This is a genomic window from Nocardioides marmorisolisilvae (assembly GCF_031656915.1).
GTDB classification, from domain to species: domain Bacteria; phylum Actinomycetota; class Actinomycetes; order Propionibacteriales; family Nocardioidaceae; genus Marmoricola; species Marmoricola terrisoli.
On the sequence record NZ_CP134227.1, the window covers coordinates 2,877,596 to 2,899,563 of the forward strand.

Sequence of the window (21,968 nt, forward strand, 5' to 3'; positions counted from 1 at the left end):
ATAGTTCGAAAATAGAGAGAAACCGCAGGCTGACCTGCGGTTTCTCGTGGTGGAGCCAAGGGGACTCGAACCCCTAACCCCCTGCTTGCAAAGCAGGTGCGCTACCAATTGCGCCATGGCCCCTGAGGGCGGTGCGTCAGGCCTTGTCGACGGTGTCGGTGGCCTGCTGCCAGAGCGCCTGCTCCTTGCGGCCGTCGTCGATCTTCTTCTTCGCGAACGCAGCGCCGGCGGCCGCCAGCACCACGAGGAGCAGCTTCTTCATGAACGACCTCCCGGTTGCCCCGGCCATCGGGGATGTGGGCCTAAGAGGACTTGAACCTCTGACCTCTTCCTTATCAGGGAAGCGCTCTAACCGTCTGAGCTATAGGCCCGTGGATGCGCAGGGAAGGCTACCCCATGGCCGAGCGCCGCAACAAAACGGAGGGCATCACGTCAGCGGTCCTCGGCGAGGGTCATCTCCACGCCACCGATCAGCGTGGCGGCGAGGTTGTAGATGAAGGCCCCCAACGTCGACAGCGCGGTGATCAGGATGACGTCGATGACCGCCGCGATCATCGTGAAGCCCACCGCCCGCGACGTGCCGATGTAGTGGGTGATGTCGAACGGCGTCCCCGACCCGGAGCCCACCGTCTGGTCGACCATCGAGTTGATCGAGTCCCAGACACCGGCGGCGCCGAGCACGCCCCAGATGATCGCGACGGCGACCACACAGGTGATGCCGATGGCGATCGAGAGCAGGAACGCCGTCTTCATCACCGACCACGGATCGATGTGCACCAGGCGCAGCCGCGCCTTGCGAGTACGACGCTCGGCGCCCGCCGTCGAGCCCGCCGGAGAGGGGCTCGGTCCGGCCGCCCTCACCGGGCTGCTGGGCTGCTGCGGAGCGGCCGAGCCGTCGGCCGCGACGGCACTGCCGGACTCTCGCTCGGAGGAGGTCACGCCGGGCCGCCACGACGTACGGCGATCACTGCGTTCCGCCTCGGCCCCGGTCGACGGGCCGGAGACAGGGCCTGTCGACCCCGCAATGGTGGGCGCAGCCTGTGAACCGTCACCCGCGTCGCGTTCCGCCGTCACCGCCGGCGTCGTACGCGGGTTCATCCGGTACTTCTGGTTGCGCTTCTGACGGCCCTTCGCCATCAGTCCTCCTGCGGGTCGGCGGTCGCGTCAGGCTCGATTGTCGCATCCTCCTCGGCATCGGCCCGCTCGACGGACCTGGCGACCACCGCGACCGAGTCACCGGCCTTCGGGGTCACGAACTTCACACCCATCGTGGACCGCCCGGTCGGACGGAACTCGCCATTGATCGGGCTGCGCACCACCTGACCCGTAGCCGTCACCGAGAGGATTTCGTCGCCCTCCTCCACGATGAACGCACCGACGAGGACGCCGCGCTGCTGGTTGGCCAGCGACATCGCCTTGATGCCGATGCCACCGCGGTTCTGCTCGCGGTACTCGGTGATCCGGGTGCGCTTGGCGAAGCCGCCGTCGGTCATCGTGAAGACGTACTGCGGGTGGACGCCGAAGTAGGGGCTGGTCGGCTCCTCGGAGGTGGCCGCGACCTGCTCGTCAGTGGGCGCTCCGGCAGCCTGGTCGGCCTCGGCCTCGGCGGCGACCTGCGCCTTGCGGATCACCGACATCGACAGCAGCGCGTCGCCGTCACGGAACTTCATCCCGGTGACCCCGGAGGTGGCCCGCCCCATCGGCCGTAGCTGGTTGTCGTTCGCCTCGAACCGGATCGCCTGACCCTTCCGGGACACCAGCAGGATGTGGTCGTCGGGACCGACCAGCTCGGCGCCGATCAGCTCGTCGTCGTCCTCCCGGAAGTTGATCGCGATGACTCCGGCCTGGCGCGGGCTGTTGTAGTCGCCCAGCCGGGTCTTCTTGACCAGCCCGGACCGGGTCGCGAGCACGAGGTACGGCGCCTGCTCGTAGTCGCGGATCGCCAGAACCTGGGCGATCTGCTCGTCGGGCTGGAAGCTGAGCAGCCCCGCCACATGCCCACCCTTGGCGTCGCGGGACGCCTCGGGAAGGTTGTAGGCCTTGGTCCGGTAGACGCGCCCCGCGGTCGTGAAGAACAGCAGCCAGTGGTGGTTGGAGGTGGCCATGAAGTGCTCGACCACGTCGTCGCCCTTCAGCGCCGCTCCACGCACGCCCTTGCCGCCACGCTTCTGGGTGCGGTAGTTCGACGCCAGGGTCCGCTTGGCGTAGCCGCCGCGGGTGATCGTGACCACCAGCTCCTCGTCGGGGATGAGGTCCTCCATCGAGAGGTCCCCGTCGGCGGCGATGAACTGGCTGCGCCGTTCGACGCCGAACTTGTTGACGATCTCGGCGAGCTCCTCGCTGACGATCGTCCGCTGGCGCTGCTCGCTGGCGAGGATCTCCTGCAGCTCGGCGATGATCAGCTCGAGCTCGGCCAGCCGGTCCATGATCTTCTGGCGCTCCAGCGCGGCCAGCCGGCGCAGCTGCATGTCGAGGATCGCGTTGGCCTGGAGCTCGTCGATCTCGAGCAGTTGGATCAGGCCCTGGCGCGCGTCGTCGACCTCGGGCGACCGCCGGATCAGCGCGATCACGTCGTCGAGCATGTCGAGGGCCTTGACCAGGCCGCGGAAGATGTGCGCCTCCTCCTCGCGCCGGCGCAGCCGGTGGCGGGTACGACGCTGGATGACGTCGATCTGGTGGGCAACCCAATGGCTGACGAACTGATCGAGGGTGAGGGTGCGGGGCACCCCGTCGACCAGCGCGAGCATGTTCGCGGAGAAGTTGGTCTGCAGCTCGGTGTGCTTGAAGAGGTTGTTCAGCACCACCCGGGCGACGGCGTCGCGCTTGAGTACGACGATGAGCTGCTGGCCGGTCCGCGAGGAGGTGTTGTCCTTGACGTCGGCGATCCCCTGGACCCGGCCGGAGTCGGCGAGCTCGGCGATCTTCAGTGCCAGGTTGTCCGGGTTGACCATGTAGGGCAGCTCGGAGATGACCAGCTGGGTGCGGCCCTTGGCGTCCTCGTCGACGGTGACGACCGCGCGCTGGGTGATCGATCCGCGACCGGTGCGGTAGGCCTGCTCGATGCCGGCTCGGCCGACGATGAGCGCGCCCATCGGGAAGTCCGGGCCCTTGATCCGCTCCAGCAGCGCTTCAAGGAGCTCCTCGCGGGTCGCCTCGGGGTGCTCCAGCGCCCACTGCACGCCGTCGGCCACCTCACGCAGGTTGTGGGGCGGGATGTTGGTGGCCATCCCGACCGCGATGCCGGCAGAGCCGTTGACCAGCAGGTTGGGGAACCGGCTCGGCAGGATCACCGGCTCCTGGCCCTTGCCGTCGTAGTTGGGCGCGAAGTCGACGGTGTCCTCGTCGATGTCGCGCACCATCTCCATGGCCAGCGGCGCCATCCGGCACTCGGTGTACCGCATCGCCGCGGCGGGGTCGTTGCCGGGCGAGCCGAAGTTGCCCTGTCCCTGGACCAGCGGCGCGCTCATCACCCAGGGCTGCGCGAGCCGGACCAGGGTGTCGTAGATCGCCGAGTCGCCGTGCGGGTGGTACTGACCCATCACGTCGCCGACGACGCGGGAGCACTTGTTGAAGCCGCGGTCGGGTCGGTAGCCGCCGTCGTACATCGCGTAGAGGACACGCCGGTGCACCGGCTTGAGCCCGTCGCGCACCTCCGGGAGCGCCCGGCCCACGATGACCGCCATCGCGTAGTCGATGTAGGACTGCTGCATCTCGTCCTGGAGCTCGACCTCGCGCACGCGAGGGTTCTCGGGAGGGAGTTCAGTCATGACTGGTCACTTTCACGTCGGCACAGGAAGTGCGAGGGGCGGGCATCGCTCCTCATGTCAGATGTCGAGGAACCGGACGTCTTTGGCGTTGCGCTGGATGAAGCTGCGTCGCTGCTCGACGTCCTCCCCCATCAGCACGGAGAACATCTCGTCGGCCCGGGCGGCGTCCTCGAGGTTCACCTGGAGGAGCAGCCGCTGGTCGGGGTCCATGGTCGTCTCCCACAGCTCGTCGGCGTTCATCTCGCCCAGACCCTTGTAGCGCTGCACCGGCATGTCCTTGGGGAGCTTCTTGCCAGACTCCAGGCCCGACCGCATCAGCGCGTCGCGCTCGGCGTCGGAGTAGACGAACTCGTGATCGTGGGGCTTGTTCCAGCGCAGTCGGTAGAGCGGCGGCTGCGCGAGATAGACGTAGCCGTGCTCGATCAGCGGCTTCATGAACCGGAACAGCAGGGTGAGCAGCAGCGTGCGGATGTGGTGACCGTCGACGTCGGCGTCGGCCATCAGCACGATCTTGTGGTACCGGAGCTTGTCGAGGTCGAACTCCTCGTGGATGCCGGTGCCGAGCGCGGAGATGATCGCCTGCACCTCGGTGTTGGCCAGCACCCTGTCGATCCGGGCCTTCTCCACGTTGAGGATCTTGCCTCGGATCGGCAGGATCGCCTGGATCCGCGGGTCGCGGCCGCCCTTGGCCGAGCCACCCGCCGAGTCGCCCTCGACGATGAAGACCTCGCACTCCTCGGGGTTGGTCGACTGACAGTCCGCCAGCTTGCCGGGCAGCCCGCCACCGCCGAGCAGCCCCTTGCGGGAGCGGGCCAGGTCGCGCGCCTTGCGGGCCGCGATCCGCGCCGAGGCGGCGGCCTGCGCCTTGCGGACGATGTCGCGGCCCTCGGCGGGGTTCTTCTCCAGCCACTCGCCGAGCTGGTCGTTGACGATCCGCTGCACGAAGCCCTTGGCCTCGGTGTTGCCGAGCTTGGTCTTGGTCTGGCCCTCGAACTGCGGCTCGGCGAGCTTGATCGAGATGATCGCGGTCAGGCCCTCGCGGATGTCGTCGCCGGAGACCCGGTCCTCGCGCTTCTTGATCAGCCCCCACTCCTCACCCCAGTGGTTGACCAGCGAGGTCAGCGAGGCGCGGAAGCCCTCCTCGTGGGTGCCGCCCTCGTGGGTGTTGATCGTGTTGGCGAAGGTGTGCACCGACTCGGTGAACGAGACGTTCCACTGCATCGCCAGCTCCAGGCTCATCTCCGAGCCGCCGTTGGCGGACTGGTTTGCCTCGAAGTTGATGATGGTGGGGTTGGCGGCCTGCTTGCTGCGGTTGAGGTACTCGACGTAGTCGACCAGGCCCCGCTCGTAGCAGAACCTGCGCTCGAGCCCGCCACCCTCGGCCGGATGGATCGCGTCCTGACCGGCCTGGTCGACGGAGTCGGCGATCGTGTCGTCCTGGACCGCCTCGACGATCTCGTCCGCGGCCGGCCGCTCGTCGCGCACGACGATCTCCAGGCCCTTGTTGAGGAAGGCGTACTCGCGGATCCGGTTGGTGATCGTCTCCAGGGAGTACGTCGTGGTCTCGAAGATGTCTTCGGAGGCGTAGAAGATGATCGTGGTGCCGGTGCGCTCGCCCTCCTCCATCGGGCGAACGTCCTCGAGGTCGCCGTCGGGGACACCGAGGGAGAACGTCTGTCGCCACAGATGGTCGCGGTTCTTCACCTCGACGACGACCCGCGAGGACAGCGCGTTGACCACGGAGATGCCGACACCGTGGAGGCCACCGGAGACCTTGTAGCCGCCACCGCCGAACTTGCCGCCGGCGTGCAGCATGGTGAGCGCCATGGTGACCGCGGGGATGCCCTCGGTCGGGTGGATGCCGGTGGGGATGCCACGGCCGTTGTCCTCGACGCTGACGCCGCCGTCGGCCCGCAGGGTCAGCACGATGCGGTCGCAGTAGCCGGCCAGCGCCTCGTCGACCGAGTTGTCCACGACCTCCCACACGAGGTGGTGCAGGCCGCGTTCACCGGTGGACCCGATGTACATGCCTGGGCGCTTGCGGACGGCCTCGAGACCCTCGAGGACTTGGATCGCGGAGGCGTCGTACGTCGACTCCACCGTGGTGTGGGCCGGCCCTCGCGTGATCGGATCGGTGACGACGTCGTCGGCCATCTCCTCGACGCCGTCGACGGCGTCCTCGTTGGTCTGGGGACTCGGCTCTGGACTCGACACCCGGTGACTTCCTGTTCGACTCTTGACACAAATGTGGCCGCCCCTCACAGCCCGTGTGCCGGGGCGACCTCGCATCGTCCAGTCTACCCGCTGAGGGCCCACAATCACGCGCGGCTGCCCGCGCGACCGGGGTGAAACGACGCCAGAGCGCCCCCAGGAGCCCGTTGAGTGGCCCCATGACGGGTTCGTGGGGCCGCGTCCTAGTCCCCATACGTCTGCGGGGCTGCTGAATCGACTCTGCGGGCCTGGTGCTCGCCCCGGAACCCGGTCGGCCGCCCGGTCAGCCGTAGGTGTCCCGTGGACCCCGGCCGCGGACCCGGTAGCGGCCCCGGCTCCACGAGGGTGCGTTGGGGCCGCGGACGTCGATCACGTCGACCGTCCCGTCGCCGAGCACCTGGTTGAGCCGGCGTACGACGTCCGCGACGAGCAGCTTCATCTGGGTCGCCCACGCCGTCGAGTCGGTGCGTACCACCAGCCGGCCGTCGGCGAACGACTCCGGCAGCACGTGCTGGCCGACCTCGGGCCCGACGATCGCCTCCCAGCGGGAGAAGACGCCGTGCACCCGCAGCTCGGTCCCCCAGCCGTGGTCGGCGACGAACGAGCTCACGGTGGCGTCGAGGGTCTGCGGGTCGCGGGCGTCGGGGTGCGCGCCGGACAGCGTGGACCCGGTCGCGCGGGTCCGTCGGCCCGGCGTACGGCCGGAGCGACTCACCCCGCCCGTCGCGGCCGACGCACGGGTCGACCCGGCCAGGCCGCGGGCGATGCTGCGGGCCAGGTCGAGGCCGCCGTCGTCGTGGTCGGGCTCGGGCGGCGAGTCCTCAGGCAGCTCCGCGTCGTGCTCGGCCGGCTGCTCCGGGGGCTCCTCAGGCATCGCGCACCTGGCCGTCGGCCACCGACAGCCGTCGGCCGCGCAGCTGCTCGGGGATGTCCTCCGGCACGGCCGCGGTGACCAGCACCTGCTCGGCGCCGGAGACGAGCTCGGCGAGCTGACCGCGCCGGCCGGCGTCGAGCTCGGCGAAGACGTCGTCGAGCACCAGCACCGGATCGTCGGCGTCACCGGACGTCGGCGCGCGCAGCAGCTCGTAGGACCCGAGCCGCAGGGCCAGCGCGAACGACCACGACTCACCGTGGCTGGAGTAGCCCTTGACCGGAAGGTCGCCCAGCGAGCAGAGCATCTCGTCGCGGTGCGGGCCGACCAGGGTCAGGCCGCGGTCGAACTCGTCCTTGCGGCGGCGTTCGAGCTCGGCCACGAACGCCGCGACCTTCCCCTGGGCGTCCTCGAAGGAGGGCCGGTAGGTGAGCAGCGCATCGTCGCGGTGGGCCCCGCGCGCGACCGCCTCGTAGGCCTTGCCGAGCAGCGGCGTCAGCTCGGCGATGAGCTGAGTCCGGGCCGCCATGATCTCGGTGCCGAGCTCAGCGAGGCGCTCGTCCCACACCTCGAGGGTGGCCAGCGCGGCGTCCCGCGAGCCCTTGGTGACGCCGGCCGATCGGAGCAGGCTGTTGCGCTGCTTGAGGACCCGGTCGTAGTCGGCCCGGGTGCCGGCGTACCGCGGGGAGCGCTGGACCAGCAGGTCGTCGAGGAACCGGCGCCGCTCGCCGGGGTCGCCCTTGACCAGGGCCAGGTCGTCGGGCGCGAACACCACGCTGCGCAGCACCCCGAGGAGGTCCCGGGCACGCGGCAGTGGGGAGGAGTTGATCCGGGCGCGGTTGGAGCGGCCCGGGTTGATCTCCACCTCGAGGACCGCGCGGCGGTCGTCGCGGACGACGGCCGCACGCACGACGGCCTGGCTGCAGCCGGTGCGCACCAGGGGCGCGTCGGCCGCGACCCGGTGCGAGGACAGCCGCGAGAGGTAGTCGACGGCCTCGACGACGTTGGTCTTGCCCTGCCCGTTGCGGCCCACCAGCGAGGTCGTCCCGGCGCCGAGCTCGAGGTCGAGATCGGTCCAGGAGCGGAAGTCGTGGAGGGTCAGATGGGCGACGTACAACGGCGGTTCGTCATCCTTCGGACTTGACCGCGTGGCCGCCGAACTCGTTGCGCATCGCCGCGATCGCCTTCATCGCCGGGCTGTCGTCCTGGCGCGAGACGAAGCGGGCGAACAGCGCTGCGGTGATCGCAGGCATGGGTACGGCGTTGTCGATCGCGGACTGCACCGTCCACCGACCCTCGCCGGAGTCCTCGGCCCAGCCGCGGATCTTGTCCAGGTGCGGGTCCTTGGTGATCGCGTCGGTGAGCAGATCGAGCAGCCACGAGCGGATCACCGTGCCCTCGCGCCAGGAGTTGAACGTCTCCGGGACGCTGTCGACCAGGTCGACGGCCTCGAGCAGCTCCCAGCCCTCGGCGTACGCCTGCATGATGGCGTACTCGATGCCGTTGTGGACCATCTTCGCGTAGTGCCCCGCGCCAGGCCTCTTCCCGGCATGGACGAACCCGAACTCGCCCGGCGGCTTGAGGGCGTCGAAGGCCGGCTGCACCTTGGCGACATCGGCGTCGGAGCCGCCGCACATCAGCGCGTAGCCGTTCTCCAGGCCCCAGACGCCGCCGGACACGCCGCAGTCCACGAACCCGACCTTCCGCTGCGCGAGCAGGTCGGCGTTGATCTGGTCGTCGGTCCACTTGGAGTTGCCGCCGTCGACCACGAGGTCGCCCTCGCCGAGGAGGTCACGGAGCTGCTTGATGGTGTCGCGGGTGGGGTCGCCGGCGGGCACCATCACCCACACGACCTTGGGCGCCGGAAGCTTCTCGACCATCTCCTGGAGGCTGGCCACGTCAGCCACGTCAGGGTTCATGTCGTAACCGACGACCGTGTGCCCGGCGTTGCGCAGCCGGGTGCGCATGTTGCCGCCCATCTTCCCGAGCCCGACGAGTCCGATGTCCATGCGCTGCCTCCTGGTCGCGGTGTGCTCCGGTCCTGGTTGGTCCGGCTTGCCCGGCCCCGGTCGCGGGCCGGTGCCCGTCAGGACAGCAGCCGGCGGGGCATCAGCAGGTAGCGGAAGTCCGTGGCGTCAGCCGCGGACCCCGTCCCGGCGTCGCCGTCGATGCTGTCCACCCCCGACATTACGACAGGCTTCGACGCCTGGGTGAAGGCCAGCTGGACGAACGGGTCGGGGATCGCCTGGAGGCCATCGAGCAGGAACTGCGGGTTGAAGCCCGTGGTGATGTCCTCGCCGGTGACGTGCGCCTCGAGCGACTCGCTGGCCATCGCGTCTTCGCCGCTGCCGGCATCCAGGGTGAGCACACCGTCGGAGAAGGCCATCTGCACGGCGCTGTTGCGCTCGGCGACCAGCGAGACCCGCTTGACCGAGTCGATCAGCGTGTCCCGAGCGACCCGGGCCACGGTCAGGTGCTCGCTGGGGAACAGCGACCGGACCTTGGGGAACTCCCCGTCGAGGAGTCGGGTGGTGGTACGGCGTACGCCTCCGCCGGCCGAGCCCTCGAAGCCGATGATGCCCTCGCCCGATCCGGCGGAGGACAGCGCGATCGAGATCTCGGCCCCCCCGGTCAACGCCTTGGCGGTGTCGGCGAGCACCTTGGCGGGCACCAGCGCGGCCGCGGTGAGGTCGGTCGTCCCCGGGCTCCACTGGAGCTCGCGCTGGGAGAGCCGGAAGCGGTCGGTGGCCAGCATCGTGATCGCGTCGCCGTCGAGCTCGAGCCGCACCCCGGTCAGCACCGGAAGCATGTCGTCGCGGCCGGCCGCGGTGACCGCCTGCGCGACCGCGTTCGCGAACGCCTCGCTGCTGACCCGGCCGCTGGACGCGGGGATCTCGGGCAGCGTCGGGTAGTCCTCGACCGGCATCGTCTGCAGACTGAACCGCGCCGAGCCGCAGGTCAGGCTGACCTTGGTGCCCTCGATGCTGACCTCGACCGGCTTGTTGGGCAGGCTGCGACAGATGTCGGCGAGCAGCCGACCCGACACCAGGGCTCGGCCCTCCTCGCTGACCGCCGCGTTGAGCGTCGCGCAGGCAGAGGTCTCGTAGTCGAAGGTCGACAGGCGCAGCCCGTCCCCGGCGTCACCGGAGCCGGCCTCGATCAGCAGGCCGGACAGCACCGGGGCGCTCGGGCGGATGGGCAGGGTGCGGGCGGTCCAGGCGACGGCGTCGGCGAGCACGTCGCGTTCGACAGTGAACTTCAAGTCAAGATCTCCTCAGATGACGTCTCGCGGACGTGGGGCGTGGAGCCGGTCGATCCGCGGGTCTGCATCCTGCCACGTCGACCGTCATCCCCAGAAGGGATGCCGTGATGAGTTCGGGGGTCGAAGGTGCAATGACAGGTTCAGTAGTCGTAGTAGGTCCGGTGGATTCTGTGGACAACCCCGATTCATGCAGGTCAGTGCCGGTTCGGGGCTGTGGACCGCGTGTGGACGCAGCGTGCGTCGTACAGCCGACCCTGTGGTTCGTCGCAGCGGCTGTGCGTCGTACGACCCGGTTGTCCACACGTGATCCCCAGCCGGTCCACCGATCGGGGCGCCACGAAGCACAGGGTCGAGCGGGGCGGATCGGGTGGCCGGCGGCGGTCACGCCTGCTTGGCCTGCTGCTTGATCCGGGTGGTCAGCTCGGTCACCTGGTGGAAGAGGTTGCGGCGCTCGGCGAGGTCCTTGCGGATCCGCCGGTCGGCGTTCATCACGGTGGTGTGGTCACGACCGCCGAACTGCTGGCCGATCTTCGGCAGCGACAGCTGGGTCAGCTCGCGACAGAGATACATCGCGATCTGCCGGGCGGTGACCAGGGCGCGGGTGCGGCTGGGTCCGCACAGATCGTCGATGCTGTAGCCGAAGTACGACGCCGTCTGGGCGATGATCAGCCCGGCCGTCACCTCCGGCTCGCCGCCCTCGGGGATCAGGTCCTTGAGGACGATCTCGGCCAGGGTGAGGTCGACCTCCTGGCTGTTGAGACTGGCGAACGCGGTGACCCGGATCAGCGCGCCTTCCAGCTCGCGGATGTTGGTCTGGATCCGGCTGGCGATGAACTCGAGCACGTCCGGCGGGGCGGAGAGCCGCTCGGCGGCCGCCTTCTTGCGCAGGATCGCGATCCGGGTCTCGAGGTCGGGCGGCTGCACGTCGGTGAGCAGGCCCCACTCGAAGCGGTTGCGCAGCCGGTCCTCGAGCTGGGTGAGCCGCTTGGGAGGCCGGTCGGAGCTGATCACGATCTGCTTGTTGGCGTTGTGCAGCGTGTTGAAGGTGTGGAAGAACTCCTCCTGGGTGGACTGCTTGCCCTCCAGGAACTGGATGTCGTCGATGAGCAGCACGTCGACGTCGCGGTAGCGGCGCTGCAACGCGTCCCGCTTGTCGTCGCGGATCGCGTTGATGACGTCGTTGGTGAAGACCTCGGAGGACACGTAGCGGATCTTCGCCCCGGTGTAGAGGCTGCGGACGTAGTGGCCGATGGCGTGCAGCAGGTGGGTCTTGCCGAGCCCGGAGTCGCCGTACACCAGCAGCGGGTTGTAGGCCTTGCCCGGCGCCTCGGCGACCGCGACCGCGGCGGCGTGGGCGAACCGGTTGGAGCTGCCGATCACGAAGGTCTCGAAGGTGTAGCGCGGGTTCAGCGGGCTGTCCGGGATCCCGGTGGTCAGGGAGAGTCCGGTGGCTGCGGCATAAGGTCGATCTGTCGACAAATCGTTTTGGTGATCTATCGATATGCCGTTCTGTCGGCCGCCGGAGCCTTCACCCCGGCCCACTCGAGCGCGATCGTTACCGAAGGGGCCGCCGTCGGCGGGGCGGGGCGGGGGCCACGGGGCGAGCCCGCGGGACTGCGCGGTCGGTGCCGCCGGGTTGTCGACCGGACGGTCCGTGCGCTGGGCGGGCGCGACGGCACCTGCCGCGGCGGTCGGGGTCGCCGGCACCGGGTCGTTGCCCGGCTCGAGCGCAGGGTCGACGCTGACCGCGATCCGGATGGGCTGGCCGAGCGAGTCGCTGAGCGCATCCTCAAGGCGAGTGCGGAGCCGACCTTCGAGCTGGCCGCGGGTGAACTCGTTGGGCACCGCGATCACTGCGGTGCTCTCGGCGAGCATCAGCGGCTTGCTGTCCTCGAGCCACACCCGTTGCGTCGGGGCCAACCGGTCCACGATCCCTGGCCACAGTTCTACCAACCTGTCCCGGTCCGATGCCTCCACGCTTTCGCCCGCTCCCTTGTTTGACCATCCACATGTTTGTCCACAGGTTGTGCAACACCCGGGACCGGTCCGGCTCCGAGGTGTTGCCGAGAGCGGTTTCGGTGCTCGCAGGAGACACGTCTTCCCAGTTCAGAGCCCGTTTCACCAGGTTGTGAGGGGGCCGGCGAAGGACTGTCGGAGCTCCTCGGTCGACCGTCCGGGACGACGCCCTCGGTAGCCGGACGCTAACAACTCATTGGCCTGTGGATCAACCGGTTCTCCACAGGTTCGGCAAGGATTGTGAGTCGGTACGGCGTGTCGTGCCCGGATCACCGCGAGAAGCGTGGCAACGTGGCGCGGTTCACGTCCGGTGCGCCCGACCCGGGTCCCACGGTCCTGGTCATCGCCTGCCGGTTTGACCCTCTGCCCGGCGGCCGCGTACCGTAGGTCAGTCGAACCGGTGTCGACCGGTGCCGCATGTCCACGCACTCACCTCGCAACACTTCCGGCGTCGTGGACTTGCGGTGCCAGTTGACGCAACGCAACGCACGCAACCGGTGGCCCGGTTCGCCGCATTCCACAGGCCGCAAACCCGTCAGGGGAGTTGAACCACGTGAGCAAGCGTACGTACCAGCCGAACAACCGTCGTCGGCACAAGAAGCACGGCTTCCGTCTGCGGATGCGCACCCGCGCCGGTCGCGCGGTCCTGTCCTCGCGTCGGGCCAAGGGTCGCAAGAGCCTCGCCGTCTGAGCAGCTGAGCGACCGCCGTGCTCCCTGCCGGCAATCGGCTCACTGACGGCGCCACCTTTCGTGAGGTGGTGCGCCGTGGCACCCGAGCCGGTGGCCCGGTCCTGGTGCTGCACCTGCGCGACACCGACGAACAGCGACCCGTCCAGGTCGGTCTGGTGGTGTCGAAGGCAGTGGGGCCGGCGGTCACCCGCAATCTTGTGAAGCGTCGTCTCCGTCACCTGATGAGGGACCGGATCGCGGATCTGCCGCCCGGTTCCCTGCTGGTGGTGCGCGCCCAGCCGGCCGCCGCTGGCGCGTCGTACGCCGAGCTGGGAGCGGAACTCGACCGTGGCCTGGCCCGTTTGACAGGGCAGCGCGGCGAGCACGCTGGGAGGGTCGGGCCGTGAAGTACCTACTGATCGGCCTGCTTCGTCTCTATCGCCTGCTCATCAGCCCGCTCTACGGGCAGATCTGCCGCTACCACCCGTCCTGTTCGGCGTACGCGCTGGAGGCGGTGACCGTGCACGGGAGCGTCCGCGGCACCTGGCTCGCCGCGCGTCGCCTGGTCCGTTGCCACCCGTGGGCGGCCGGAGGGTATGACCCGGTGCCGCCGGTGGCCGGACGCAATTCCACGCTCAACCAAGGAGCCTGAGTGCACTTCCTCAGCGAAATCGGCAGCTTCATCATGACGCCGCTGTACTACCTGGTCTCGGTCGTCCTGGTCGGCTTCCATGACGTGCTCGGGAAGGTGTTCGGCAGCGGCTCGGGCTGGGCCTGGGGCCTGTCGGTGGTGGGGCTGACCCTGGTGATCCGGGCGGCCCTGATCCCGCTCTTCGTCAAGCAGATCAAGTCGTCGCGCAACATGCAGCTGCTGCAGCCCAAGGTCAAGGAGCTGCAGAAGAAGTACGGCCACGACCGCGAGCGCCTGGCCCAGGAGACGATGGCGCTCTACAAGGAGACCGGGACCAACCCGTTCGCGTCCTGCCTGCCGCTGCTGATCCAGATGCCGATCTTCTGGGCGCTGTTCCGGCTGATCGACCACGCCGCCAAGAACAACCAGGGTCACGGCGTGCTCACCGACAAGCTGGCGGTCAGCTTCGCGAACGCCCCGTTCTTCGGCGGCAGCCTCAAGAACAGCTTCACCAGCAACGGCGGCCACACCAGCGTCCAGATCGCGGCGGCCATCCTGGTGGTCGCGATGATCGTCACCACCTTCACTACCCAGCGCCAGCTGATGGCGAAGAACATGCCCTCCGATGCGCTCACCGGCCAGTACGCCCAGCAGCAGAAGATGCTGCTCTACGTGCTGCCGCTGGTGTTCGGTGTCGGTGGCATCGCCTTCCCGATCGGGGTGCTGTTCTACTGGACCACCTCGAACGTCTGGACGATGGGCCAGCAGTTCTACGTGATCCGGAACAATCCGGCACCGGGAACGCCGGCCTTCGAGGCCAAGCAGAAGCGGGACCGAGCCAAGGGCAAGCCGCCGCCCGTCGAGGCCACCGCGGCGACGAGCGACGACCCGGTGGCCCCGGCCGCCGGCGCAGGTCAGGCAGCCACCGATCGTCGGCCCGCCCAACGACAGCAACCCAGGAAACAGTCGCGTCAGCAGCGCAGACAGACCGGTGCCAAACCGGAGTCCGGCGCCGGCGATCAGAAGAAGCAGGGAGACAGCAAGTGAGCGAGCAGATCCAGGACGTCGAGGTCGACGCTGCGCCCGCAGAGGCCGGGGAGTCCGACACGACCACCGAGGCGCTGAGCGAGACCGACACCGACGACGCCGCCGTCGTCGGCGGTGCGGCCGATGAGGGCGATGAGGGCGATGAGGGTGGACGACCGGGTCGTCTGGCGCGACTGGAGCGGGAGGGCGACATCGCCGCGGACTATCTCGAGGAGTTGCTCGAGATCGCCGACCTGGATGGCGACATCGACCTGGACGTCGAGGGTGACCGCGCAACAGCGTCCATCGTCGGCGCGAATCTGCCCCAGCTCGTCGGCCATGACGGCGAGGTGCTCGAGGCGCTGCAGGAGCTGACTCGGCTCGCCGTCTACCGCGAGACCGGCGAGCGGTCCCGGCTGATGCTGGACGTCTCTGGGCATCGGGCGGCCCGGCGTACGGCGCTGGAGGCGTTGGCCTCCGAGGTCGTGGCGCGGGTGCGCGCCAGCGGTGAGCGCGAAGACCTCGACCCGATGCGCCCGTTCGAGCGCAAGGTCGTGCACGACGCCGTGGCGGCGGCCGGCCTGCGGTCGGAGTCCGAGGGTGTCGAGCCGCACCGCTACGTGGTGGTGCTTCCCGGCGACGACGTGAGCAGCGCCGAGGAGTGACCGGTCGGTGACCGACGTTTCACGTGAAACACCCCCCGCTCCCGACGTGGCGCGGGGGGTGTTTGCTGACCGGCTGGCCCTCGCCGAGCAGTACGCCGACCTGCTCGCCACCGAGGGCACCCTCCGTGGGCTGATCGGTCCGCGAGAGGTGCCGCGGCTGTGGGAGCGACACCTGCTGAACTGCGCGGTCCTCGCCGACCTGATCGCCCCTGGTGCGACAGTCTGTGACCTCGGCAGCGGTGCCGGGCTCCCGGGCCTGGTGCTGGCGATCCGACGGCCCGACCTGCGGGTGACCCTGGTCGAGCCGCTGCTGCGTCGTACCACCCTGCTCGACGAGATGGTCGCGATCCTCGGCCTCGACAACGTGGAGGTACGGCGTGCCCGCGCCGAGCAGCTGCAGGGGACGTCGACGTTCGACGTGGTGACCTCCCGTGCGGTCGCTCCGTTGCCCAAGCTCGTCGGTTGGTCCTTGCCGTTGACCCGGGGTGGCGGCGAGACGTTGGCCATGAAAGGCTCGGCCGCAGCCGAGGAGGTCCGCACCGCGGAGCCGACGCTGCGCAAGCTCGGCGCGACCCGATGGTCCGTCGAGTCCGTGGGTTCCGGGGTGGTCGACACCCTGGTGACCGTGGTACGCATCGGCAAGTCAGGAGGTCGTCGAGCGTGAGCGCTGAAGAGCCCGGACTGGGCTGGCCCGCGGGGACCGGGTCAAAGTTATCCACTGGTCTCGGCTGGCCCCCTGAGCGTGTCGGTCCACAGGAAGACTCAAGTTTTCCACAGGCTCCCCTCGTTTCACGTGAAACCACGCCCGCCCCGAAGTCGGGCGCCGAGACCTCCGAGGAGACGCCGCGGATGACCCGTCAGCCCGAGCAGACGCCATCGATCGTCCCCTTCGACGAGGACAACACACCCTTGGCCCGCGCGGTCGCCGAGCAGTTGAGGGCGCGTGCTGCGGTGCGCTTCAACGATCCGCTGCCCCGACCGGCGGACACCCGGGTGATGGTCGTCGCCAACCAGAAGGGTGGGGTGGGCAAGACCACCACCACGGTGAACCTGGCCGCGGCACTGGCCCAGCAGGGACTCCGGGTGCTGGTGGTCGACCTCGACCCCCAGGGCAACGCGTCCACGGCCCTGTCCATCGAGCACCGCCGCGGCGTGCTGTCGTCGTACGACGTGCTGGTCGACTCCACCCCCCTCGTGGACGCGGTCCAGCCGCACCCCGAGATCGCCGGCCTGTTCGTCGTCCCGGCGACGATCGACCTGGCCGGTGCGGAGATCGAGCTGGTCAACGTGATGTCGCGGGAGAGCCGGCTGCGCAAGGCCCTCGCAGGCCACCCGCTGGTGCACGGCGAGTCGGAGGACCGGTTCGACTACGTGTTGATCGACTGCCCGCCGTCGCTCGGGCTGCTCACCCTCAACGCGCTCGTCGGCGGCGAGGAGATGCTGATCCCGATCCAGGCCGAGTACTACGCGCTCGAGGGTCTCGGCCAGCTTCTCGAGACCGTTGAGATGGTGCGCACGCACCTCAATCCGGGCCTGTCGGTGTCCACCATCCTGATCACGATGTACGACGCCCGCACCCGGCTCGCCGCTGGTGTGGCCGACGAGGTGCGTGAGCACTTCGCCAGCCAGGTGCTCAAGACCAGCATCCCGCGTTCGGTGCGAGTGTCCGAGGCCCCCAGCTACGGCCAGTCGGTGATGACCTACGATCCGGGTTCGCCGGGCGCGTTGAGCTATCTGGAGGCCGCGCGGGAGCTGGCGAACAAGGGAGCAGACCAATGAGCGCACAGGCACCCCGTCGAGGTCTCGGCCGTGGTCTGGGATCCCTGATCCCGACGGCCCCTGCCCAGCCCGCCGCGGGCTCCGGCCCCGAGGACCAGTCCGCATCCCCGTCGACCTCCGGAGTCGAGCCCACGGCCCAGACCGGTGCGCCCGCTTCGGGGGAGCCGACCACTGTCGAGGGCCGTCCGTCGGACATTGCCCCGGCAGCAGTCGCGGGCGCCTACTTCGCCGAGATCCCGGTCGACCGGATCAGCCCGAACCCGCGACAGCCTCGCCAGGTCTTCGATGAGGACGCGATGGCCGAGTTGGTGCACTCGGTCACCGAGATTGGCCTGCTGCAGCCCGTCGTGGTCCGCCGGACCGGTGGCGAGGGCGACCAGGCCGCCTATGAGCTGATCATGGGCGAGCGCCGGTGGCGCGCCACCCGCCAGGCGGGCCTGGACGTCATCCCGGCCATCGTGCGCGAGACCGACGATGACGCGATGCTGCGCGACGCGCTGTTGGAGAACCTGCACCGCGCGCAGCTCAACCCGCTGGAGGAGGCGGCCGCCTACCAGCAGTTGCTCGACGACTTCGGCTGTACTCACGATGAGCTCGCCGGACGGATCGGTCGGAGCCGACCGCAGATCAGCAACACGCTCCGCCTGCTCAAACTCACCCCGGCCGTCCAGCGCCGGGTGGCAGCAGGGGTGATCAGTGCCGGGCACGCCCGGGCCCTGCTCGGGGTCAGCGACCCGGCGAGCCAGGACCGGCTGGCCGGCCGAGTGGTGGCCGAGGGCATCTCCGTGCGCGGCCTGGAGGAGATCGTCTCGGTCGGTGACACCGGCAGTGCCGACGGGAGGCGGGTCCAGCACCGCCGACCGACCGCTCCCGGGCTGAGCGACTTGGGCGACCGTCTCTCCGACCGCTTGGACACGCGCGTCAAGATCACGATGGGCAAGGCCAAGGGCAAGATCGCGATCGAGTTCGCCAGCCTCGGCGACCTCGAGCGGATCGTGTCGATCATCGACCCGCGCAACCGTACCGACAGGCCGATCTAGCCCTTCATCGATGAAGCGATAGGTCGCTTTGTCGACTTATGGTTGAGTGGCCCGACGCTTCCGGGCGGCGCGGGCGGCGCGCTCCTCGGCGTACATCTGTGCGGCCTGCTCGGGGGTCGGCGCGGAGCCGCCGTGGCTCGCCGGCATCCACCAGGCGCCGGCGGCCCGGTCGGCGTCGGGGTAGGAGTCGATCAGCCCGGCGAGCATCGACTCCATCCGCTGCTGCAGATCGGCGGTCACCGTCGCCGGGTCGTCGTCGACGGCGGGGTGCATCGGCTCGCCGACCTCGATGGACACACACTTGTGCCGTCCGAAGTCGGCCTTCTGGCCCTTGGTCAAGAAGCGTTGCGTGCCGAAGAGCGTGACGGGCACCAGCGGTACGCCGGCGGCAGCCGCGATCCGGGCAGCGCCGGACTTCAGCGGCTGCAGCAGCAGGCTGCGCGAGATGGTGCCCTCGGGGAAGATGCCGACCAACTCGCCCTCGGCGAGGTAGCGCTGCGCGGTCTCCATCCCTTCCCGACCCGAGGACCGATCGATCGGGATGTGGTGGAAGGAGCGCATCACCGGACCACCGACAGGGTGGTCGAAGACCTCACGCTTCGCGATGAACCGGGTCAACCGGCCCCGCTCGGCTCCCGGATAGCCCGCCATTACGTAGTCGACGAAGGACAAGTGATTGACCGCCAGCAGCGCCCCGCCGCTCTCCGGGATGTGCTGGAGCCCGTTCATGGTGATCCGCACATCACCGACCTTGAACCAGGTACGGGCAGCGGCAATCACCGCGGGATAGACGAAGTCGCGCATGCACTGAATGGTGCCACAACCTACGCAACCGTAGGCGAGCCGACGGGTGGTGCTCGGGCGACGTCGGCCCCGGGGAACCACGGGGTGAATCACGTGGTGAATATGGTGGCGGCGTCGGCCCGAGACTCTGGGAGAATCACCGCATGCGCCCCATCGTCCAGAGCCGCAAGCTGCAGCACGTCCGCTACGACGTCCGTGGTCCGATCCTGGTCGAGGCCCAGAGGTTGGAGGCCGAGGGGCACAAGATCCTCAAGCTCAACATCGGGAACCCGGCACCGTTCGGCTTCGAGGCCCCCGAGGCCATCGTCGCCGACATCGTGCACAACCTCCCCGACGCACAGGGCTACTCCGACTCGCGCGGGATCTACTCAGCGCGTACGGCGGTCGCGCAGTACTACCAGGGCCGTGGACTCACCGAGACGGCCGTGGACGACGTGTTCATCGGCAACGGGGTCTCCGAGCTGATCACGATGGTCCTCCAGGCCTTCGTCGACGAGGGCAACGAGATCCTGGTGCCGGCGCCGGACTACCCGCTGTGGACCGGGGCGGTCGCACTGTCCGGCGGCACCCCGGTGCATTACCGCTGCGACGAGGAGAACGGCTGGGACCCTGACCTGGCCGACATCGAGTCGAAGATCACCGAGAACACCCACGGCCTCGTGGTGATCAATCCGAACAACCCGACCGGGGCTGTCTACAACGAGGCGACCGTGCGTGGCCTCGTCGACATCGCCCGCCGACACGACCTGGTGCTGTTCAGCGACGAGATCTACGAGAAGATCCTGTTCGACGAGGCAACGCACCACCACACCGCCAGGTTCGCCGGCGACGACGTCCTGTGCCTGACGTTCAGCGGCCTGTCCAAGGCCTACCGGGTCTGCGGCTACCGCGCGGGCTGGGTGATGGTGTCCGGGCCCAAGCACCTCGCCGAGGACTTCCTCGAGGGGCTCACCTTGCTGGCCAACATGCGGATGTGCGCCAATGTCCCCGCCCAACACGCCATCCAGACCGCCCTGGGCGGCTACCAGTCCATCGAGGAGTACATCGGGCCCGGTGGCCGGTTCTACGAGCAGAGCAAGCTCGCGGCCAAGCTGCTCAACGACATCCCCGGGGTGAGCTGCGTGGAGCCGCGGGGAGCGCTCTACTGCTTCCCCCGGCTGGACACCGCCATGTACGGCATCGACGACGACGAGAAGTTCGTCATCGACCTGCTCCGTGCGAAGAAGATCCTGGTCACCCACGGCACCGGCTTCAACTGGTTCGCCCCGGACCACTTCCGCCTGGTCACCCTGCCCGACGTGGACACGCTCACCGAGGCGATCGGCCGGATCGCCGACTTCCTGGCCACCCAACGCGCCTGACCGGCGCCAGACGCCCAGCACGGGCCTACGATGGGGCTTGGCAGACCAGTGTGGGAGTGAGCCGATGGGACGTCGTGTGGTCCGGCTGACGCTGGACAACCTCGCCGACCTGCCCTGCGCGGACTGCGTCTTCTGGGAGCTCGACCCGATCCGGCGCGAGGCGGCCCGCGGGCACGAGCGCGAGGAGAAGGCGAGCTGGCTCTCCGAGGTGCTCCGCGAGTGGGGCTCCTGCGGACGCGTGGTGTACGTCGATGACGAGTACGCCGGGCACCTGGTGTGGGCGCCCCCGGTCTTCCTGCCCGCGGCCGCGGGCTTCCCGACCGCCCCGGTGAGCGCCGATGCGGTCCTGCTGAGCACCGGCTTCGTGGTTCCCCGCCATCGGCACGGCGGCCTGGGCCGGGTGCTGGTGCAGTCGATGGCCAAGGACCTGATCAAGCGCGGCGGCATCCGCGCCGTCGAGGCGTTCGGTGACACCCGCGGCTCGCGGGGGCGCTGCGTGCTCCCGGCCGACTTCCTGCTCGCGGTCGGGTTCGCCACCCAGCGTGCGCACGCGGCGTACCCCCGGATGCGGATGGAGCTGCGCAGTGCAGTGACCTGGCGCAGCGAGCTCGAGGCCGCCCTGGAGCGGCTGCTGCCGGTGCCGGGTCGACTGCGCCCGGGCCGGGTGGGGCCGGCTACTCCGGCACGAAGCCGGCGCGTAGCTCGCTGACCTGGAGTACGCCGGTGTGCGCGTCGGCGTCGGGGCTGAGGTAGAAGCGCTGGATGGCGACCACGACCGCCTCGGCGAGCACGTCGCGGAAGCCCGGGTCGGACAGGCGCTGCCGGTCGCCGCCGTTGGTCAGGTAGCCGACCTCGACCCGGACCGCAGGCATCCGGGTCAGCCGCAGCAGGTCCCAGCTCTTGGCGTGCGAGCGCAGGTCGACCAGGTCGGTGCGGGCGGCGATCTCGCGCTGGACCAGCCCGGCGAAGCGCTGGCCCGCGGTCGAGACGGTGCCGTGGTGGCCGGCGCCGAAGTAGTACGTCGCCACGCCGCTCGCGTCCGGGTTCGTCGAACTGTCGAGGGCCAGCGAGACGCAGAGGTCGGCGTCGGCGCGGTTGGCGAAGGCGGCCCGGGCCGCCTCATCGCCGTCGTCCCCGGTGCTGGGACGGGACAGATAGGCCTGGACGCCGATGGCGACCAGCCGGCCCTCGATCCGTCGCGCCAGGTCGGTGACCACCTGGTCCGACTCACCGGCCAGCTCGGCGGGGAAGGCGTGGCCCCGACCGGGGTCGATCACCACGATCTTGCCGCCCAGCTGCGGACCGGCCTCGCGGATCCGCTCGGCGGCCCGCATCGCGTTGGGCTCGCCGCCACTGACGATCGGGGCCAGCCGGCCCAGTGCCTTGAGGGTGGCCGGGCCGCAGGTGCCATCGGGCGGGATGCCGACGTTGCGCTGGAACTCGCGCAGCGCATCCTCGGTGCGGGCGCCGAAGTAGCCGTCTATCCGGCCGGTGTCGAAGCCAAGCCCCAGCAGCCGCTGCTGGAGCGCGAACACGTCGTCGCCGGCCATCAGGGCGCCGGGCAGGTGGGTCAGGATCCGGTCGCCCAGGCTCCACCGAGCCTCGTCGAGGCGGCGGTAGGTCAGCGGGCCGACGACCCCGTCGACGCTGAGACCCCGCTGTTGCTGGAAAGCGCGAACGGCGACCTCGACCCGGGAGTCGTAGTTCGCCGGCGGCTCACCATCGAGCAGCCCGATCCGACCGAGCAGGTCGACGATGTGAGCCACCGCGGCACCGTCGTCACCGGGCCCATAGCTGGTCTGAGCGCTCCCCTGCACTGGTCCACTGAAACAGAACCCGGACGCCGAGCCAAGCCGGCTCGGCAT

At 69.5% G+C, this 21,968-nt stretch carries 21 protein-coding genes and 2 tRNA genes; 10 read left to right on the top strand and 13 right to left on the bottom strand.

What is annotated here, in order from left to right:
* Positions 1-47 precede the first annotated feature (47 nt).
* The 11 genes from Q9R13_RS13815 to dnaA all read right to left on the bottom strand — a co-directional run bounded on the left by Q9R13_RS13815 (position 48) and on the right by dnaA (position 11,986).
* Positions 48-123 (bottom strand) — tRNA-Ala (locus Q9R13_RS13815).
* A 13-nt stretch (positions 124-136) separates the two neighbouring features.
* Entirely contained in the window at positions 137-262 is a 126-nt protein-coding gene (locus tag Q9R13_RS13820) for a DLW-39 family protein (RefSeq protein ID WP_310961753.1), read from the bottom strand.
* Between the two features lie 35 nt (positions 263-297).
* Positions 298-371: transfer RNA gene (locus Q9R13_RS13825), tRNA-Ile, on the bottom strand.
* Positions 372-432: 61 nt separating this feature from the next.
* Positions 433-1,137 carry a DUF3566 domain-containing protein gene (locus Q9R13_RS13830; RefSeq protein ID WP_310961754.1) on the bottom strand — a complete coding sequence of 235 codons (705 nt, stop codon included), beginning with the start codon at positions 1,135-1,137 and terminating at the stop codon, positions 433-435.
* Positions 1,137-3,767 (bottom strand): DNA gyrase subunit A, encoded by a 2,631-nt coding sequence (gene gyrA, locus Q9R13_RS13835; protein WP_310961755.1) that lies wholly within the window; start codon positions 3,765-3,767, stop codon positions 1,137-1,139. Before gyrA ends, Q9R13_RS13830 begins: the two co-directional genes overlap by 1 nt.
* 57 nt (positions 3,768-3,824) lie before the next feature.
* Positions 3,825-5,981, bottom strand: a complete 2,157-nt coding sequence (gene gyrB / locus Q9R13_RS13840) for a DNA topoisomerase (ATP-hydrolyzing) subunit B (RefSeq protein ID WP_397218137.1) — start codon at positions 5,979-5,981, stop codon at positions 3,825-3,827.
* A gap of 280 nt (positions 5,982-6,261) precedes the next feature.
* A complete protein-coding gene (locus tag Q9R13_RS13845; protein ID WP_310961756.1) occupies positions 6,262-6,852 on the bottom strand; it encodes a DUF721 domain-containing protein in 591 nt (196 codons plus the stop codon).
* Complete coding sequence (recF, locus tag Q9R13_RS13850; RefSeq protein WP_310961757.1) at positions 6,845-7,966, bottom strand: DNA replication/repair protein RecF; 1,122 nt, start codon at positions 7,964-7,966, stop codon at positions 6,845-6,847. The genes Q9R13_RS13845 and recF overlap by 8 nt, the downstream gene beginning before the upstream one ends.
* Positions 7,967-7,976: 10 nt before the next feature.
* Positions 7,977-8,858, bottom strand: a complete 882-nt coding sequence (gene gnd / locus Q9R13_RS13855; protein ID WP_310961758.1) for a phosphogluconate dehydrogenase (NAD(+)-dependent, decarboxylating) — start codon at positions 8,856-8,858, stop codon at positions 7,977-7,979.
* A 77-nt stretch (positions 8,859-8,935) separates the two neighbouring features.
* Positions 8,936-10,111, bottom strand: a complete 1,176-nt coding sequence (gene dnaN / locus Q9R13_RS13860) for a DNA polymerase III subunit beta (RefSeq protein WP_310961759.1) — start codon at positions 10,109-10,111, stop codon at positions 8,936-8,938.
* A gap of 381 nt (positions 10,112-10,492) precedes the next feature.
* Complete coding sequence (gene dnaA / locus Q9R13_RS13865) at positions 10,493-11,986, bottom strand: chromosomal replication initiator protein DnaA (protein WP_397219440.1); 1,494 nt, start codon at positions 11,984-11,986, stop codon at positions 10,493-10,495.
* Between the two features lie 694 nt (positions 11,987-12,680).
* Here dnaA and rpmH point away from each other — a divergent pair.
* The 8 genes from rpmH to Q9R13_RS13905 all read left to right on the top strand — a co-directional run bounded on the left by rpmH (position 12,681) and on the right by Q9R13_RS13905 (position 17,938).
* The gene (rpmH, locus tag Q9R13_RS13870) at positions 12,681-12,818 is read left to right on the top strand and encodes a 50S ribosomal protein L34 (protein ID WP_310961761.1); all 138 of its coding nucleotides are present in this window, start codon (positions 12,681-12,683) and stop codon (positions 12,816-12,818) included.
* Positions 12,819-12,835: 17 nt separating this feature from the next.
* The gene (rnpA, locus tag Q9R13_RS13875) at positions 12,836-13,204 is read left to right on the top strand and encodes a ribonuclease P protein component (RefSeq protein ID WP_310961762.1); all 369 of its coding nucleotides are present in this window, start codon (positions 12,836-12,838) and stop codon (positions 13,202-13,204) included.
* The gene (gene yidD / locus Q9R13_RS13880; protein WP_310961763.1) at positions 13,201-13,449 is read left to right on the top strand and encodes a membrane protein insertion efficiency factor YidD; all 249 of its coding nucleotides are present in this window, start codon (positions 13,201-13,203) and stop codon (positions 13,447-13,449) included. The genes rnpA and yidD overlap by 4 nt, the downstream gene beginning before the upstream one ends.
* Positions 13,450-14,475 carry a membrane protein insertase YidC gene (gene yidC, locus Q9R13_RS13885; RefSeq protein WP_310961764.1) on the top strand — a complete coding sequence of 342 codons (1,026 nt, stop codon included), beginning with the start codon at positions 13,450-13,452 and terminating at the stop codon, positions 14,473-14,475.
* Complete coding sequence (locus Q9R13_RS13890; RefSeq protein ID WP_397218149.1) at positions 14,472-15,119, top strand: Jag family protein; 648 nt, start codon at positions 14,472-14,474, stop codon at positions 15,117-15,119. Before yidC ends, Q9R13_RS13890 begins: the two co-directional genes overlap by 4 nt.
* A 7-nt stretch (positions 15,120-15,126) precedes the next feature.
* Complete coding sequence (gene rsmG, locus Q9R13_RS13895) at positions 15,127-15,783, top strand: 16S rRNA (guanine(527)-N(7))-methyltransferase RsmG (protein WP_310961765.1); 657 nt, start codon at positions 15,127-15,129, stop codon at positions 15,781-15,783.
* 185 nt (positions 15,784-15,968) lie between these two features.
* Positions 15,969-16,898, top strand: coding sequence for a ParA family protein (locus Q9R13_RS13900; RefSeq protein ID WP_310961766.1), 930 nt, complete (start codon positions 15,969-15,971; stop codon positions 16,896-16,898).
* Positions 16,895-17,938: a ParB/RepB/Spo0J family partition protein gene (locus tag Q9R13_RS13905; RefSeq protein WP_310961767.1), complete on the top strand. Its 1,044-nt coding sequence runs from the start codon at positions 16,895-16,897 to the stop codon at positions 17,936-17,938. Before Q9R13_RS13900 ends, Q9R13_RS13905 begins: the two co-directional genes overlap by 4 nt.
* 36 nt (positions 17,939-17,974) lie before the next feature.
* On the opposite strand, the gene Q9R13_RS13910 is transcribed toward Q9R13_RS13905, so the two are convergent.
* Positions 17,975-18,742: a lysophospholipid acyltransferase family protein gene (locus Q9R13_RS13910; RefSeq protein WP_310961768.1), complete on the bottom strand. Its 768-nt coding sequence runs from the start codon at positions 18,740-18,742 to the stop codon at positions 17,975-17,977.
* Between the two features lie 143 nt (positions 18,743-18,885).
* Between Q9R13_RS13910 and Q9R13_RS13915 the strand changes: the two genes are divergently transcribed.
* Positions 18,886-20,103 carry a pyridoxal phosphate-dependent aminotransferase gene (locus Q9R13_RS13915; protein WP_310961769.1) on the top strand — a complete coding sequence of 406 codons (1,218 nt, stop codon included), beginning with the start codon at positions 18,886-18,888 and terminating at the stop codon, positions 20,101-20,103.
* Positions 20,104-20,167: 64 nt separating this feature from the next.
* A complete protein-coding gene (locus tag Q9R13_RS13920) occupies positions 20,168-20,812 on the top strand; it encodes a GNAT family N-acetyltransferase (RefSeq protein ID WP_310961770.1) in 645 nt (214 codons plus the stop codon).
* Here the strand turns inward: Q9R13_RS13920 and Q9R13_RS13925 are convergent.
* A complete protein-coding gene (locus tag Q9R13_RS13925) occupies positions 20,778-21,920 on the bottom strand; it encodes an N-acetylmuramoyl-L-alanine amidase (protein ID WP_310961771.1) in 1,143 nt (380 codons plus the stop codon). The genes Q9R13_RS13920 and Q9R13_RS13925 overlap by 35 nt on opposite strands.
* Positions 21,921-21,968: the final 48 nt, after the last annotated feature.

Coding starts and splice junctions, on each gene's coding strand:
- Q9R13_RS13820 (WP_310961753.1), bottom strand. CDS start 262: ATGAAGAAGCTGCTCCTCGTGGTGCTGGCGGCCGCCGGCGCTGCGTTC.
- Q9R13_RS13830 (WP_310961754.1), bottom strand. CDS start 1,137: ATGGCGAAGGGCCGTCAGAAGCGCAACCAGAAGTACCGGATGAACCCG.
- gyrA (WP_310961755.1), bottom strand. CDS start 3,767: ATGACTGAACTCCCTCCCGAGAACCCTCGCGTGCGCGAGGTCGAGCTC.
- Q9R13_RS13845 (WP_310961756.1), bottom strand. CDS start 6,852: ATGCCTGAGGAGCCCCCGGAGCAGCCGGCCGAGCACGACGCGGAGCTG.
- gnd (WP_310961758.1), bottom strand. CDS start 8,858: ATGGACATCGGACTCGTCGGGCTCGGGAAGATGGGCGGCAACATGCGC.
- dnaA (WP_397219440.1), bottom strand. CDS start 11,986: ATGCTCGCCGAGAGCACCGCAGTGATCGCGGTGCCCAACGAGTTCACC.
- Q9R13_RS13900 (WP_310961766.1), top strand. CDS start 15,969: ATGACCCGTCAGCCCGAGCAGACGCCATCGATCGTCCCCTTCGACGAG.
- Q9R13_RS13905 (WP_310961767.1), top strand. CDS start 16,895: ATGAGCGCACAGGCACCCCGTCGAGGTCTCGGCCGTGGTCTGGGATCC.
- Q9R13_RS13910 (WP_310961768.1), bottom strand. CDS start 18,742: ATGCGCGACTTCGTCTATCCCGCGGTGATTGCCGCTGCCCGTACCTGG.
- Q9R13_RS13915 (WP_310961769.1), top strand. CDS start 18,886: ATGCGCCCCATCGTCCAGAGCCGCAAGCTGCAGCACGTCCGCTACGAC.
- Q9R13_RS13920 (WP_310961770.1), top strand. CDS start 20,168: ATGGGACGTCGTGTGGTCCGGCTGACGCTGGACAACCTCGCCGACCTG.